General features: G+C 43.9%; 12 protein-coding genes and 1 other annotated feature. Of the genes, 4 read left to right on the top strand and 8 right to left on the bottom strand.

Annotation, left to right across the window (positions count from 1 at the left end):
* Window positions 1-67: 67 nt before the first annotated feature.
* The 7 genes from rnd to tsaB all read right to left on the bottom strand — a co-directional run bounded on the left by rnd (window position 68) and on the right by tsaB (window position 6,843).
* The gene (gene rnd, locus SHAL_RS09495) at window positions 68-1,177 is read right to left on the bottom strand and encodes a ribonuclease D (protein ID WP_012276930.1); all 1,110 of its coding nucleotides are present in this window, start codon (window positions 1,175-1,177) and stop codon (window positions 68-70) included.
* A gap of 89 nt (window positions 1,178-1,266) precedes the next feature.
* The gene (gene fadD, locus SHAL_RS09490) at window positions 1,267-2,940 is read right to left on the bottom strand and encodes a long-chain-fatty-acid--CoA ligase FadD (RefSeq protein WP_012276929.1); all 1,674 of its coding nucleotides are present in this window, start codon (window positions 2,938-2,940) and stop codon (window positions 1,267-1,269) included.
* Window positions 2,941-3,126: 186 nt separating this feature from the next.
* Complete coding sequence (locus tag SHAL_RS09485) at window positions 3,127-4,002, bottom strand: alpha/beta fold hydrolase (protein ID WP_012276928.1); 876 nt, start codon at window positions 4,000-4,002, stop codon at window positions 3,127-3,129.
* Window positions 4,003-4,010: 8 nt separating this feature from the next.
* The gene (locus tag SHAL_RS09480; protein ID WP_012276927.1) at window positions 4,011-4,844 is read right to left on the bottom strand and encodes a class I SAM-dependent methyltransferase; all 834 of its coding nucleotides are present in this window, start codon (window positions 4,842-4,844) and stop codon (window positions 4,011-4,013) included.
* 120 nt (window positions 4,845-4,964) lie between these two features.
* Window positions 4,965-5,642, bottom strand: coding sequence for a M50 family metallopeptidase (locus SHAL_RS09475; RefSeq protein WP_398364951.1), 678 nt, complete (start codon window positions 5,640-5,642; stop codon window positions 4,965-4,967).
* A gap of 61 nt (window positions 5,643-5,703) precedes the next feature.
* Window positions 5,704-6,036, bottom strand: coding sequence for a hypothetical protein (locus SHAL_RS09470; RefSeq protein WP_012276925.1), 333 nt, complete (start codon window positions 6,034-6,036; stop codon window positions 5,704-5,706).
* 90 nt (window positions 6,037-6,126) lie between these two features.
* Complete coding sequence (gene tsaB / locus SHAL_RS09465; RefSeq protein WP_012276924.1) at window positions 6,127-6,843, bottom strand: tRNA (adenosine(37)-N6)-threonylcarbamoyltransferase complex dimerization subunit type 1 TsaB; 717 nt, start codon at window positions 6,841-6,843, stop codon at window positions 6,127-6,129.
* A gap of 720 nt (window positions 6,844-7,563) precedes the next feature.
* On the opposite strand from tsaB, the gene SHAL_RS09460 reads away from it, so the two are divergent.
* Entirely contained in the window at window positions 7,564-7,989 is a 426-nt protein-coding gene (locus tag SHAL_RS09460) for a hypothetical protein (protein WP_012276923.1), read from the top strand.
* A gap of 6 nt (window positions 7,990-7,995) precedes the next feature.
* Here the strand turns inward: SHAL_RS09460 and yoaA are convergent, their stop codons facing one another.
* Window positions 7,996-9,921 (bottom strand): DNA repair helicase YoaA, encoded by a 1,926-nt coding sequence (yoaA, locus tag SHAL_RS09455; protein ID WP_012276922.1) that lies wholly within the window; start codon window positions 9,919-9,921, stop codon window positions 7,996-7,998.
* A gap of 475 nt (window positions 9,922-10,396) precedes the next feature.
* Window positions 10,397-10,515, top strand: a sequence feature (His leader region).
* Window positions 10,516-10,572: 57 nt separating this feature from the next.
* On the opposite strand from yoaA, the gene hisG reads away from it, so the two are divergent.
* The 3 genes from hisG to hisC are packed head-to-tail and all read left to right on the top strand — an operon-like array spanning window position 10,573 to window position 13,965.
* Entirely contained in the window at window positions 10,573-11,472 is a 900-nt protein-coding gene (gene hisG / locus SHAL_RS09445) for an ATP phosphoribosyltransferase (protein ID WP_012276921.1), read from the top strand.
* A 4-nt stretch (window positions 11,473-11,476) separates the two neighbouring features.
* Window positions 11,477-12,835, top strand: a complete 1,359-nt coding sequence (gene hisD / locus SHAL_RS09440; RefSeq protein WP_012276920.1) for a histidinol dehydrogenase — start codon at window positions 11,477-11,479, stop codon at window positions 12,833-12,835.
* The gene (hisC, locus tag SHAL_RS09435; RefSeq protein ID WP_012276919.1) at window positions 12,832-13,965 is read left to right on the top strand and encodes a histidinol-phosphate transaminase; all 1,134 of its coding nucleotides are present in this window, start codon (window positions 12,832-12,834) and stop codon (window positions 13,963-13,965) included. Before hisD ends, hisC begins: the two co-directional genes overlap by 4 nt.
* Window positions 13,966-13,972 lie beyond the last annotated feature (7 nt).

Here is a 13,972-nt window from a genome sequence, read left to right as displayed (position 1 = left end):
CTTTGTTATTGCTAATAAAAATGCCCGCTTATGCGGGCATTTTTGTAGATAGTTTAAACTTAAATGACTACAGTTTCAGCGCAGCTAAAGCCTCTGCGACAATAGCTTCTCTCCAACCGGTAAGAATAAGCGGCTTATCGCCTTGCTTATTAGCCCATACCCACTCCAAATATTCGTGGATATACTTTTTAGACCCCAATAGTTCAATCGGGATTTCTTTTGCCTCAGCTTGCTCTGTAATACAGTTTTTGATGCTCTTAAAAGCCACTTTATAACCCGTTTTAAGTGCTATCACATCTAAAGGTTTAGGTGGGTTGTCATAGCTCACATTGGCAATAAGCTTAATAAGCTCCTTACCATGAATACGTTTTTCTTGCTCGGTCAGTTCCGTCAGCTTATAAAGATCATTACTCGTCTTAGGGAGTTTTTTTGCCAAGCCAATTAATGCGTGATCTTTGACAACAAAGCCCAGTGCAAGATCTTTTTGTAAAGCACGCTGCATACGCCATTTAGCTAAATCTCTTAAAACTGCGAGTTGATTTGATGTCAACTGAAAGGCATTTTTAACCTTTAAATAAGCAAGATCGGGATCAGGCGTATCTAAACGCCCCTGAGTCATGCGAACGCCTTCTTCATACACCCAGTCTAGTCTGCCCTGCTCTTTGAGCTTATCGACTAATTGAGGATACAGCTTATAAAGATAATACACGTCATTGGCGGCATAATTCAGCTGCGCTTCAGTCAACGGTCGCTTCAGCCAGTCGGTGCGAGACTCGCCTTTATCTAGACTCACCTCTAGAGTTTGCTCAACCAATTTTGCGTAACCTAAACCGTGTCCCATGCCTGCTAAACCGGCAGCAATTTGGCTATCAAATAAATTAGTTGGCTGGCATTGGCCATAACGGGCAAAGACTTCTAAGTCCTCGCTGCAAGAATGTAGCAACTTTACGCTACTCTCTTTATTAAGAAGCTGCCAAAATAGCTCAAGATTACTCACGGCTAACGGGTCAATCAACGCTAGGGTTTTACCGTCATAGGCTTGGATAAGACCTAGTCTTGCATAATAGGTGCGAGTACGAACAAATTCTGTGTCTAGCACCAATAAATCAGCTTCTTGGTATTGCTCTACAAGGGCCGCTAAACTGGCATCATCTTCAATATATTGAAACACTAACAAAGTTGTCTACTCCATAAATATGCAAAAGCCGGCGATCGCCGGCTTTTTTGTAATCACAAGTGGCAATCACCACTTAATGACTAATGAGGTTAGGCTTGCTTGACCTCATCTCTCAATTCCCTACGTAAAATTTTACCTACGTTGGTTTTAGGTAGTTCATCCCTAAATTCTACCAGCTTAGGAATTTTATAGCCCGTCAAATGCACACGACAATGCTTGATTACATCCTCTTTGGTCAAAGATTTGTCATTTGCGACAACAAATACCTTAACTAACTCGCCAGATACTTCATGAGGTACACCAACGGCCGCGACTTCAATCACTTTAGAGTGCAAGGCTACGACTTCTTCCACTTCATTCGGGAAAACGTTAAAGCCAGACACTAAGATCATGTCTTTCTTGCGGTCAACGATAAAGAAATAACCTTGTTCATCCATGTAACCAATATCGCCTGTCGCTAAATAGCCATCTTTATCGATAACGAGAGTCGTTTCTTCAGGGCGCTGCCAATAACCGGCCATCACCTGTGGCCCTTTAGCAAATAACTCGCCAGTTTCACCTTGTGCCAGTACGTTACCGTCGTCATCACGAACTTGCAGATCGGTATTAGCAACAGGGAAGCCGATTGAGCCGTTATAACCACCGAGGTTATATGGACAACACGTCACAAGTGGCGCCGCCTCAGTCAAACCATATCCTTCTAGTAAGCGGGTTTTCGTTAAGCCTTGCCATTTGTCAGCGACAGCACGCTGCACAGCCATCCCGCCACCAATCGACAGCTTAAGCTCTGAGAAATTCAGCTTGCCGAAGTCCTCGTTGTTAACTAACGCATTAAACAAGGTGTTAACGCCAGTTAATACCGTAAACGGATGCTTCTCTAACTCACCAATAAAGGCAGGTAGATCTCTAGGATTGGTGATAAGTAAGTTATTAGCACCCTTATGAATAAACAGTAAGCAGTTAACTGTTAATGCAAAGATATGATATAGCGGCAGCGCGGTAACAACGAACTCTTTACCATTATCAAGCAAAGGACCATAGGCAGCATCAGCCTGTAAAAGGTTACTCACAACGTTGCTATGGCTCAGCATGGCACCTTTAGATACACCCGTCGTTCCACCTGTGTACTGTAAAAAGGCTAAATCCTCCCTCTTCACGACAGGCTTAACATACTGCAAACGTCGACCTTTAGATAAGGCCTTACGCATAGAGATAGCATGTGGCAAATGGTACTTAGGTACCATTTTCTTGATGTACTTAACAACAAAGTTAACTACGGTACGTTTAGGTGCGCTTAATAGGTCGCCGAGCCCAGTTAAAATAACGCTTTCAACAGGAGTGTCATCAACCACTTTCTCTAATGTATGTGCGAAGTTTGACACCACGACGATCGCTTTGGCACCTGAATCTGTTAGTTGGTGCTTAAGCTCACGTGGGGTATACAGTGGGTTGACGTTCACGACCACCATGCCCGCACGTAAAATACCAAATAATGCGATGGGATATTGTAAAAGGTTTGGCATCATAATCGCGACACGGTCACCTTTATTCAGCTTTAGCTCATTTTGGAGGTAGGCTGCAAAAGCTCGGCTTCGCTCTTCCAGTTTGCGGTAAGTCAGGGTCGCCCCCATATTCACAAATGCTGGTTGATCCGCATACTTAGCCACTGAAGTTTCGAACAAGTCGACAAGCGATGCATATTGTTCTACATCAATTTCAGAAGGCACATCATCTGGTAGATTATTAATCCAAAGTTGGTCCACAAAAATCTCCTAATATCTCCACCTGCGGTGAAAACAAACCCGCTATGGTCGTTAGCAGCTTGCCAATAAGCAAGCTAAAACACTGTCTATTCTTTATATTTATTGAGCACGCATTAAATCATACGAGCGTTTAAATTTTGATTATCATCACATAAATGAAACAAAAAACCTAGTCTCTTTTTCTGCTTATCTATTTAAGAAAGCACGGATCGCTGCAGACACCTTTTCAGCATTCCCCATATGAAGGTGATGGTCGCCCTCAAGCTCTATTGTTTGTAATTGGTCAAACCAGCGATTCGCCATTGGGATCGCTTCTCGTAACTGGGGGAAACCTCGGCTACCAGAAATTAATAGAGTATTGACTTTATGGGCTTGCATTAAGGCATCGACTTGAGAATAAGTCAGTCTTAAAGGGGAATCTAATTTTAAGCGAGGATCACTGCGCCAGCATACCCCAGAATCAAGGTTTTGCATATTGCGCTGAGTCAATAATTCGCACCATTGCAGGTCTAGTGCCGTTAATTTGTGCCGTGCATAAGCTGCTAGGGCAATATCCCGATGGAACTTTACAGGCTTTGCCAAGTTTGAGAGATAACGCCTGTGATCTGAAAAGCTATTTTGTAGGCGTTTTTTTGATTTTGACTCACCCTCATACAGCGGCGAGAGCGCTTCAATCAACAACAAATTACTGACTTTATCAGGAAATGCTGCGGTATAAGCCGAGGCGATAATACCGCCCAATGAATGACCTAAAATAGCATGGGGCTTTTGCTCAATAGGCAGTGCTTCAAGCAGAGCATCTAAATCATAGAGATAGTCTACCCAATGCAGAGGATAGGCACCAGGGCGATGCTGCGATGCACCATGCCCAGGCCAATCTACCGCTAAGATTTGATAATCGGTTAAATATTGGCTCAATGGCTCAAAGCTATTAGCGTTATCTAACCAACCATGTAATGCAAGAATCACGGGCTTGTCTTGCGCCCCCCATAATCGTGCCGCTAACGTGATATGGGGCAACTTAATCGTTATTTCATTATCGGGATCGCAGGCTAAGCGCATCTCTACTCTTACTTTTTGATAAATTTCAGCGTCATTCTATCGCTTTCACCTATCGCGAGATACTTTTGTTTATCTTGTTCATCAAGGGCAAGTCTTGGAGGAAGTGTCCAAACGCCCTTTGGATAATCCTTAGTGTCTTTTGCATTGGCATTGATTTCTGAACTGGCGACAAGTGTAAAGCCAACTTTTTCGGCAAGTTTTATTACCTCCGCTTGACTCATATACCCCGTTTTCACATCCATTCCGGGATTAGAACGATGCTCAACGATACCAAAGATTCCACCGGGCTTTAAGACTTTATAAGCTGAGTCAAATACAGGCTCTAGATAACCCTTCATCGCCCAGTTATGCAAGTTTCTGAAGGTGAGCACTGCATCGGCACTATTGTCTGCTCCCATTACATAGTAAGCAGGGGGATCAAAGGTGACAGTACTGGCACTACCTAGCTTGGCACTATTATCTTCGAGCCACTTTTCAAAGCTCTTACCCGCTTTAGGACGATAGCCGTTACGCGCCTTCTCATCGGCTGGATTAGTATCAAAATTTCCCGCAATATATTGGCCTTTATCGGCTAAATAGGGCGCGATAATTTCAGCATACCACCCACCGCCAGGCCAAAGCTCAATAACGGTATCGGAAGGTTGGATATCAAAGAAGGTGAGGGTTTGCTCTGGGTGACGATACTCATCGCGAGTAGTATTTTTAGCCTGTCTAAAATCACTAGTAATAGCGGATTCTAGAGAAGTGTTTTGATGAACATGGGCAATTGCCGTTGTGCTTAATAACGATAAGCTACAAGTGCTTGCGAGCAAAATACTTACCGTTAACATTTTCTTTTTCATTATAAATCTCCCTAAGTTGACAGCCATCAACCTAGCAGTCGGTTAACAAAAAACCAACCCGTATAAACAGAGATTTACAATTTACTATTTGAGTAAGAAATTAACTGATAAGTCTAAAGATCACTTCGACTTAGATAAACGCGAAGCTGCACCATCGACTCGACGCCAACATAAATAGAGCATGAAAGCACTTGTTGCTAGCCAAACGAACACCCAGAACCAAGCAGGTAGCCAACTTTCGCCCGCGAGCATATTGGCATCGCCCTGCCCTTCAAGCCCTAACAACACCATAGGGCTAGCCAATGCATTTAAGATTATCATCAATGCCATCACCCGCAGACCACTGGCTAGGAAACGGTTTTGTTTAAGTTTTAAAGGCAACAAAAATAGCACGGCTAAACTCGCCAGAATGGCGACAGTCAATAGATCTCGAGCCCAGAGTATAATCGTTAGCACTACAACGCCGCCAAGTAATCCGAAACTCAGGCGGATCCCTTTTGGCCAAGTGGCGAACATAAAGATCAAATAGCCCCAGAGCGCCGCCCCAAAATAGCCCGCAAAGCCGATGAGGATAGGCCAGCCTCCTTGACTAAAGCATAGACCCGCTCCATTGGGAAACAGTTCTATATGACTCACTATGCCGCCAGAGATTATCGTAGCAAGTCCGTGAGAGAGTTCATGGAAATAACTTTCTAACCATTTGAAAGGTACGCTAACAAAAGGCAATCGAGTGACCATAAATGCGATAAAGAGTTCGAGTAAGAAGCGAGTACGCCCAGGGGCGCCTGACGATGGCATGCTATTACTGTATTGGGAGCCTGATTGAGCACCAGATTGCGTACTGGAATGAAATTGAGACTTATGCATAGGTATCTATCCCAACCATCTGTTTAATCTCTTCCCGCTTAGCAGCATGTTGATTGACTAAATACTCCGCCACAGCGCCGCGATGCCCACCCGTATGGTTCTCGTACTCCACATGGGCACCTAATCTCGACTGTAACGCTAGCTCGTCTTCTTGATAATCATTAATCGTGAACGATTGCTGCGCTTTGATTAACCCAGACGCCTCAATAGCACCAGAAGCCAAAGCACTAGTCTGGTTTGAAGCAACCGACTTGTTAACTTCAACCCGACTTGTTGCATTAGCTGCAGCATGAGTCGTTGTAAGCTGGCTTGAATTAATCTGCATCAAATCGTCCTTAATGTACCTGCTTTAGCGTCAATCTCAATATAGAACAAAAATTCTAGTTCGCTAATATACAGGGCTCGCGTTTTAAGATTACTCTCTACCCGGCAGTTTTTGCCAAGTCACTGTATCACGAAGATAAACCGGAGTTAACTCATCAACTGTAGTACTGTGCCCCTTACTGACACCATCACGAGCAAGCGCTAGCATATATTTAGCTTCAGGGAACTTGGCTTTTTCACAAATACTCATATTCGGTGCCTGTTCGAGTATTTGTGGGTAAGCATCAAAGCCAGTACCACAAGCAACAACAGGCAAAGTTAAATCTAAGCTTAGCACTATAGCCTCAGGTGCACTGACGACTTCTTCGTTCACTAACGTCGCTAAGCCATCGACTGCAATGTATTGGCCCCAGTAAACTTCTCCCATTCGTGCATCAATAGCAGCTAGAACTTGGCAGGCTCCTTCTTCAATTGCCGATTGAGCCATAGCCGCTAATGTTGAAATACCAATAACTGGCAACTCTTGGCCAAGCGCCAAACCTTGAGTAATACTGGTACAAATACGAATGCCAGTAAAACTGCCAGGGCCTCTGCCATAAGCAATCACGTCGACATCTTGCAGTGCTAAGTTCGCTTCAGACAAAACCGACTTAACCATAGGTAACAAACGTTGACTATGTTCACGCGGTGCATCTGCTTGTTCGCTGTACGTTGCACCTTGATGGCTAACCGCTGCTGAACACGACTCAGTACAGGTATCGAGCGCTAAAATGCTCAACTGCATCGTTTCATTAGATTTATCTGTCATGAATTACTTACCAAACTTATTATTTATGCGATTTAAATCGGTTAACATCTATCACATCTCAATAAACGTTAAAACTCAAGGCTCACCTAGGACGTGATGATTCACGCTAACTAAATAGTATAGCGACAGCACGTTAGGTAATGTTACTTCAGTAATTATACCCTAACTAATACGGTGGCATTAAGCCTTATAGATAAAATACTTTTGCTTATCTCCCTGCTTTCACCAACCTTATAATCATTGGGTGATTAAGGTGCTCATACCAATCACATTAAATATGTGATCATTCAGCGGGAATTCAAAGCCCTGTAGGCAAGGCGGATGATTGAAGCTAATAGTTATTCTATATCGAGAGCATCTTACGCAGTATACAGGACTTTGAAACCCGCACTACGTGAGCCTCTCAAGTATTCCACTTCTGCGTTGCACTAACTTAAAAGGGAATAACCATTTCTTCATCAATGCGCCTTGAATTGAAAATCCTGAGAGGCTCTGAACTGGTCACATATTTAGTACGATTGGTATCATTTACTAGCCAGTAGGTAAAAGAACTCACCTTCAAGCTTCTAGCTGCGTTGAAATAAAGCTAAGTAAAACTTTTCCTAGCAGAACAAACTGTTCTAAATTTATATGGAAGGGTAAAAGGACGTACTCAATCCAATTAAGGCAGTTAAAGTCTGTTTGCAATGGAGTCGAACATGACAAGCTTGAGGAGGGTTAATGCGACAGATCACTATAGATTGGTTTCGTCTATTTCGTTACTCATTGCTGTTTATCGTTTTTTCTATGTTGATGACCGCATTTATGCTGATTTGGTTTTCCAATAGCTTGCAAGAAGCCTGGCATAGGGGCTTGATGCTAACATTTTCCGAGTTTGAGATGACTGTAGAGCTAACGCTAACCTTACTCATCTATATTAGCTTTCCGGTGTTACTGTTTCGCTTCCTGTATTACTTTTCTAAGATGCTGTATCGAGGTCGCAGCCCGGGAGTGGCTGTAATCAGTTATAAAACCCTGTTTAATCCTTTGAATTTTTTACTCTTTCCAAGCTTACTTAACGATAAGGGCTTACTCTACAGACGCCGCTGCTTATTAGCGTTGATCTTACTTACCAGCATTTATTTTATTATTTTATTCATCACTTAATCTGCGCTACTTAATCTTTGCTAAGAAGTCTGTCGCCTTGTCTAAATCACGAGTACGAGACATTGGCGGTAATGAATTTAAAAATGCCTGTCCGTAGGGCTTATTGACGATACGGTTGTCGCATAAAATGAGTACGCCTTTATCTTTTTCATCTCGGATCAAACGCCCTACGCCCTGATTTAGAGTGATCACCGCTTGCGGCAGTGAGATCTCGCTAAATGCATCTTTGCCCTCACGCTCAATGCTTTCGCTGCGAGCACGAAACAGATTGTCATCGGGCGAGACAAAAGGCAGTTTATCGATAATCACACAGCTTAATAAACGCCCACGAACATCTACTCCCTCCCAAAAGGCCCCCGTTCCTAGTAGCACAGCATTACCAAGTTGGCGGTACTTTTTTAATAAGCTCTGTTTATTAGCCTGCCCTTGCACAAGTAGCGGGTAAGAGACTCGGCGTTGAAGTGCTGGCGCCACCAAATTCAACATTCTATGGCTAGTGAATAATATAAAGGTTCGACCTTTAGCGGCATTAATGGCTTTAACGCAAACATCGACAAACTGGTTTAATGCCACATGATGATTATTGACACTCGCTAGATGTCTTGGCACGCAAAAAAGCGCATTGTTCTGGTAGTCAAAAGGGCTTTCTAGCAATATTTCTTGGCACTTGCCTAGGCCAAGCTGACGAGTGAATAGGCTTAAGTCGCGATTAATTTGTAACGTTGCCGAGGTAAATATCCAAGCAAGGTTAGACTCAAACAATTTACGGCACTCTTTTGCAACATCGATTGGCGCAATGCGCAGCACCAAATAGCGGTGGCCGTAGTCGATACTATAAGCAGCTTGATTGTTCTCACATAAGAAAAATAGCTCTAATTTATTAGCGAGCACCTGCAATTTTTCTATCTCATCATCTAAATTATCGCTACGACCAACATGGCCTAATAATAACTGTTGTAATACTTTAATCTCTTTGAGCAGGCCCCATGAAAGTACTGATAACGCTTTGTTGGCCAATAAACGGCGCCAGTCAGTATCACCAATATTAAATAGCATTTGATGCCACTCATTTAACATTGCAGCGCATCGGGCACTTAACAGCTCTATCTGTTTAGCATCTCTAAGTTCGAGCCGATAAATCTCAATCAACTTATCAAATAAATCAGAGAGTTGCCGTGTAGAGCACTGCTGGCCAAAATAAGTGACGGCGATATCAGGCAATAGATGCGCTTCATCAAAAATAACCACATCAGAATCAGGTAGTAACTCGGCAAAGCCGGTCTCTTTTAAAATTCGATCGGCTAAAAAAAGGTGGTGATTAACCACAATGACGCGTGCATCCATCGCTCGATTACGGGCTTTACGGGTGAAACAGTCATCATAGTGATCACAGCGTTGACCAATGCAGGTTTCTTTGGCGCTGACTATCAGAGGTAAAGCCTGAGAACTCTCCGTAACCGAGGTTAATCCACCAATATCACCGTCAGTGGTCTGCCCTGCCCATTGGTTTATGCGCAGTAAGTCATCTAACACTTGAGGATCCATCGAGCTGGCACCCGATAGCTCTTTTGCCATTAGATGTTGGCACAGATAGTTATTACGGCCCTTGAGTAGCGCAACCTTAGGAGTGAGCTCAAGCATGGATAATAATGCAGGGAGATCTTTGTAAAATAGCTGCTCTTGTAAGTTCTTACTGCCTGTACTAACAATCACCTGCTTGCCACTCAATAAAGCTGGAATAAGATAAGCAAAGGTCTTGCCCACACCAGTCCCGGCCTCTACCACCAAGTTATTGCAACTACTGATAGATTCAGTCACCGCTTTGGCCATAGTGACCTGCACATCACGGCAGCTATAACCTTTAATTGACTGTGCCAATACACCATCGTTTGAAAATGCAGCCGCGACTTGCTGTGTTAGTTTACTGGTCAAGAGTGATTAAACCTTTAATCAATGTGTTAGTGATATAGCCAAATGACTTCAAGATAAAGGCCCAATTAGCATCTTCAAATTCTTTTTGGGTATAAAAATGCATGGCAGTTTATCTTAAATCAATATCCAAGATTAGCTTTTGTTTGTAAGTTAAAAGCAAGTTCAAGGTAAATTCCCCTTTGCCTACGATTTAAAGAGTCTCATCCCTGAACGATTGATTGTTCTAAATTAAGAACAGATAAGGTTCAAAACCGTCATTAAGCAGTAAAACTGAAAAATAGCGACATTTAGATGAAGTTTGCTCATCAGCCTAAATAAGAGGTTGCAATCATTTTTAAAACTGATTAATTTAAATAGCAAGATAACAAAATGGTTAACGAATCGCTTAACACAGTAAGCATTTAATCATTACAGGCCACTTGGCCCATAGAGACAGATTGAGAGAAACGAATATGACACAGCTTTTGAACACTATGCATCATCATCACCATATGCGGTAGCCTTCGGAAGCTCACTGCCGGAGGACTATTTCCTTCCGGCGGTTGATTTAAAAATATCAAAAACCCTTGGAAGGAATTCCAAGGGTTTTTTGGTTTTATCTTAACGAATTGTTTTATAAGAATTTTTAAATTAACGAAAAGGAAGTATTCCATGTCAGAGACAACAAGATTACGTATCGCAATCCAAAAATCGGGTCGTTTATCAAAAGAGTCACAAAAGTTACTTAAAAGTTGCGGCGTTAAATTTAATGTCAACGAGCAGCGTCTAATCGCCCACTCGGACAATATGCCAATCGATCTATTACGTGTACGTGATGATGATATTCCTGGCCTTGTGATGGACGGTGTTGTCGACTTAGGCATTATTGGCGAGAACGTTCTAGAAGAAGAACAGATAGAGCGCAACAGCCTTGGTAAACCTGCCGAGTGCATCAAATTACGTGAGCTTGATTTTGGTGCTTGCCGCCTATCACTAGCCGTACCGACTGAATTTAACTATCAAGATGCCAGCTCATTAGAAGGGCTTCGAATCGCGACCTCTTACCCTAACTTGTTACGCCGCTACATGCAGGAAAAAGGCATTAATTACCGTGATTGCATGCTTAAAGGCTCAGTTGAAGTTGCCCCGCGAGCAGGCTTATCAGACGGTATTTGTGACTTGGTTTCTACCGGAGCAACGCTTGAAGCAAATGGTTTATATGAAACAGAAGTTATCTACCGCTCAATGGCTTGCATCATTCAATCAACCCAATCACAGCCAGATGATAAACAAGCTCTAATAAACAAAATACTGTCTCGGATCAATGGCGTTGTACGTGCTAAAGAGAGTAAGTACATCTTGCTACACGCACCAACAGAAACCTTAGAACAAATTGTTGCACTGCTTCCTGGCGCAGAAAATCCGACCGTGCTGCCACTTAACGACGATACCAATCGTGTTGCAATTCACGCCGTTAGCACCGAAGACTTGTTCTGGGACACTATGGAGCAATTAACGCAACTGGGCGCCAGCTCAATTCTTGTTATGCCTATTGAAAAAATGATGGGGTAGAGTCATGCAGATCCTCAATTGGCAAACTCTCGACTCTCAAGTTCAAACTAAAGCACTTGAGCGCTCACCACTCATAGGTGATAACGGTCTCGAGCAGAGTGTGGCAGATATCATTAATGCCGTCGTCACGGGTGGTGATAAGGCGTTATTTGAATTTAATCAGAAATTTGATGGTGTCAGTATCGATAACTTAAGGTTGTCGAATACCGATATCGAGCAGAGCTGTGCCAAGGTTTCTTCCGAGGTAAAACAAGCTATTGCTCAAGCAAAGGCCAACATTGAGACCTTCCACAACGCACAAGTTCAGCCAAGTATTGATCTAGAAACTCAAGCCGGGATCCGCTGCGAGCTACGCTCTGAGCCTATCGAACGTGTTGGCCTATATATTCCTGGAGGCACTGCGCCGCTTATTTCAACCGTGCTCATGTTAGCCCTCCCCGCTAACATTGCCGGTTGTAACAAGCGCGTACTCGTGAGCCCACCGCCGATTAATGATGCCATCATTTATGCGGCAAAAGAGTGTGGTATTGAAGAGATCTATCAAGTGGGTGGCGCCCAAGCTATTGCCGCATTAGCATTTGGTACCGAGTCAGTTCCGCAAGTAGATAAGATTTTTGGCCCAGGTAATCGCTTTGTGACCGAAGCCAAGCGCGCCGTCAGTCAAGACAACCGCTGTACAGTGAGCATTGATATGCCTGCCGGCCCATCGGAAGTGCTCATCATTGCCGATGCCGAGGCTAACCCTGAATTTGTTGCAGCCGATCTTTTATCACAAGCCGAGCACGGCGCGGACTCACAAGTCATGTTAGTCACCGATTCAAACTTACTTGCAGAAAAAGTAAATCAAGCTTTGCAGCAGCAACTGGCGCAGCTGCCACGTGCAGATATTGCCAGAAAGGCCCTTACTAGCAGCCGCACCATTATAGTGAACGATATGGCCATGGCTGCAGCGGTTTCTAATCAATATGGACCTGAACACTTAATCATACAAACTGAGCAGCCACGACAAGTATTAGCCAATATTCGGGCTGCGGGTTCAGTATTTTTGGGCCCCTATACACCAGAGTCTGTGGGCGATTATGCCAGCGGCACGAATCATGTATTACCCACGTATGGTTACAGCAAAACCGTGTCGAGCTTATCACTTGCAGATTTCAGCCGCCGATTTACCGTACAAGAGCTCACCGCTCAAGGGCTAGAAACTATTGCTGATAGCGTGATGATACTGGCGGCAGCTGAACAACTTGATGCACACAAGAATGCCATTGCAGTTCGAATTGCCAGCCTTGACGCTAATGTAGATAACGAAGAGTTCGCCAGCAAGGGCGCAGATAAAGCGAACTCGATTAAGGAGGCGCTATGATAACTTCAGGGATAACTTCATACACTAGTTCAGAGTCAAGTTTAGAGACAACGTCAAGCAAGCTGAATTTGGCGCAGCGTCTCGCGAGACCGGAACTATTAGCGTTACAGGTTTATCAATCAGCAAGACGTATTGGCGGCCAGGGGGATATCTGGATCAATGCCAATGAATCCCCCTTTAACAATAGTGAACTAGTCGGCCTCAACCGTTACCCTGAGTGCCAGCCACCTGCATTATTACGTGCGTATAGCCAATATAGTGGTGTAAATGAGAACAGCATTATCACAAGCCGCGGCGCCGACGAAGCGATTGAGCTGCTAATTCGTGCCTTCTGTGTACCAGGGCAAGATAGCATCGCAACCTTCGGCCCAACATATGGCATGTATGCCATCAGTGCCCAAACCTTCAATGTTGGGGTAAAAGCGCTGTCACTAACAGATGATTTTCAGCTCCCCACTGATTACCTAACTCAAGTCAGTGGCGCTAAGCTGGTATTTATCTGTAACCCAAACAATCCCACAGGCAGTGTGATCCCAAGAAGTAAAATCATCGAAGTTATCGAGCGCTGCCAAAACGCTATCGTGGTTGTCGATGAGGCTTACATTGAGTTTAGCCCAGAGTACAGTGTGGCCGATTTAGTTGCCAGCTATGCAAATCTTGTGGTGCTTCGCACCTTATCAAAAGCGTTTTCCTTAGCTGGTGCGCGCTGTGGTTTTATGTTGGCAAATCCTGACATTATCGACATTTGCATGCGAGTCATTGCTCCTTATCCAGTGCCACTTCCTGTGAGCGAACTCGCTATCAAAGCCCTGAACACCAGTGGCCTTGAAACCATGAGGCAACAGGTTAATGTAATGAAGCAACAGGGATTAAGGTTGGCAGAAACATTATGCGATTATGGCGCCAACGTTATCAAAGCACATGGTAACTATCTGCTCGCAGAGTTTGATGACAAAGCGCAGGTGCAACAAATGCTCACAACCGCTGGCGTAATCGCTAGAAGCTATAACGATCCTCGTCTGAATAAGGCGATTCGCTTTAGCTTTACTGATCAGGCGCAAACAGACTATCTCATCAATCTGTTTCAACAGCCGTTTCAACAATCGGTTTCAACAACAGAATATAAGTAAGCTGACG

It is taken from the genome of Shewanella halifaxensis HAW-EB4 (assembly GCF_000019185.1).
GTDB classification, from domain to species: Bacteria; Pseudomonadota; Gammaproteobacteria; order Enterobacterales; family Shewanellaceae; genus Shewanella; species Shewanella halifaxensis.
Note: the sequence above shows the minus strand (reverse complement) of the source record. Positions and strands in the feature narration are given on the sequence as shown.

Coding starts and splice junctions, on each gene's coding strand:
- hisG (WP_012276921.1), top strand. CDS start 10,573: ATGTCAGAGACAACAAGATTACGTATCGCAATCCAAAAATCGGGTCGT.
- SHAL_RS09480 (WP_012276927.1), bottom strand. CDS start 4,844: ATGAAAAAGAAAATGTTAACGGTAAGTATTTTGCTCGCAAGCACTTGT.
- SHAL_RS09470 (WP_012276925.1), bottom strand. CDS start 6,036: ATGCAGATTAATTCAAGCCAGCTTACAACGACTCATGCTGCAGCTAAT.
- tsaB (WP_012276924.1), bottom strand. CDS start 6,843: ATGACAGATAAATCTAATGAAACGATGCAGTTGAGCATTTTAGCGCTC.
- hisD (WP_012276920.1), top strand. CDS start 11,477: ATGCAGATCCTCAATTGGCAAACTCTCGACTCTCAAGTTCAAACTAAA.
- SHAL_RS09460 (WP_012276923.1), top strand. CDS start 7,564: ATGCGACAGATCACTATAGATTGGTTTCGTCTATTTCGTTACTCATTG.
- hisC (WP_012276919.1), top strand. CDS start 12,832: ATGATAACTTCAGGGATAACTTCATACACTAGTTCAGAGTCAAGTTTA.
- SHAL_RS09485 (WP_012276928.1), bottom strand. CDS start 4,002: ATGCGCTTAGCCTGCGATCCCGATAATGAAATAACGATTAAGTTGCCC.
- SHAL_RS09475 (WP_398364951.1), bottom strand. CDS start 5,642: ATGCCATCGTCAGGCGCCCCTGGGCGTACTCGCTTCTTACTCGAACTC.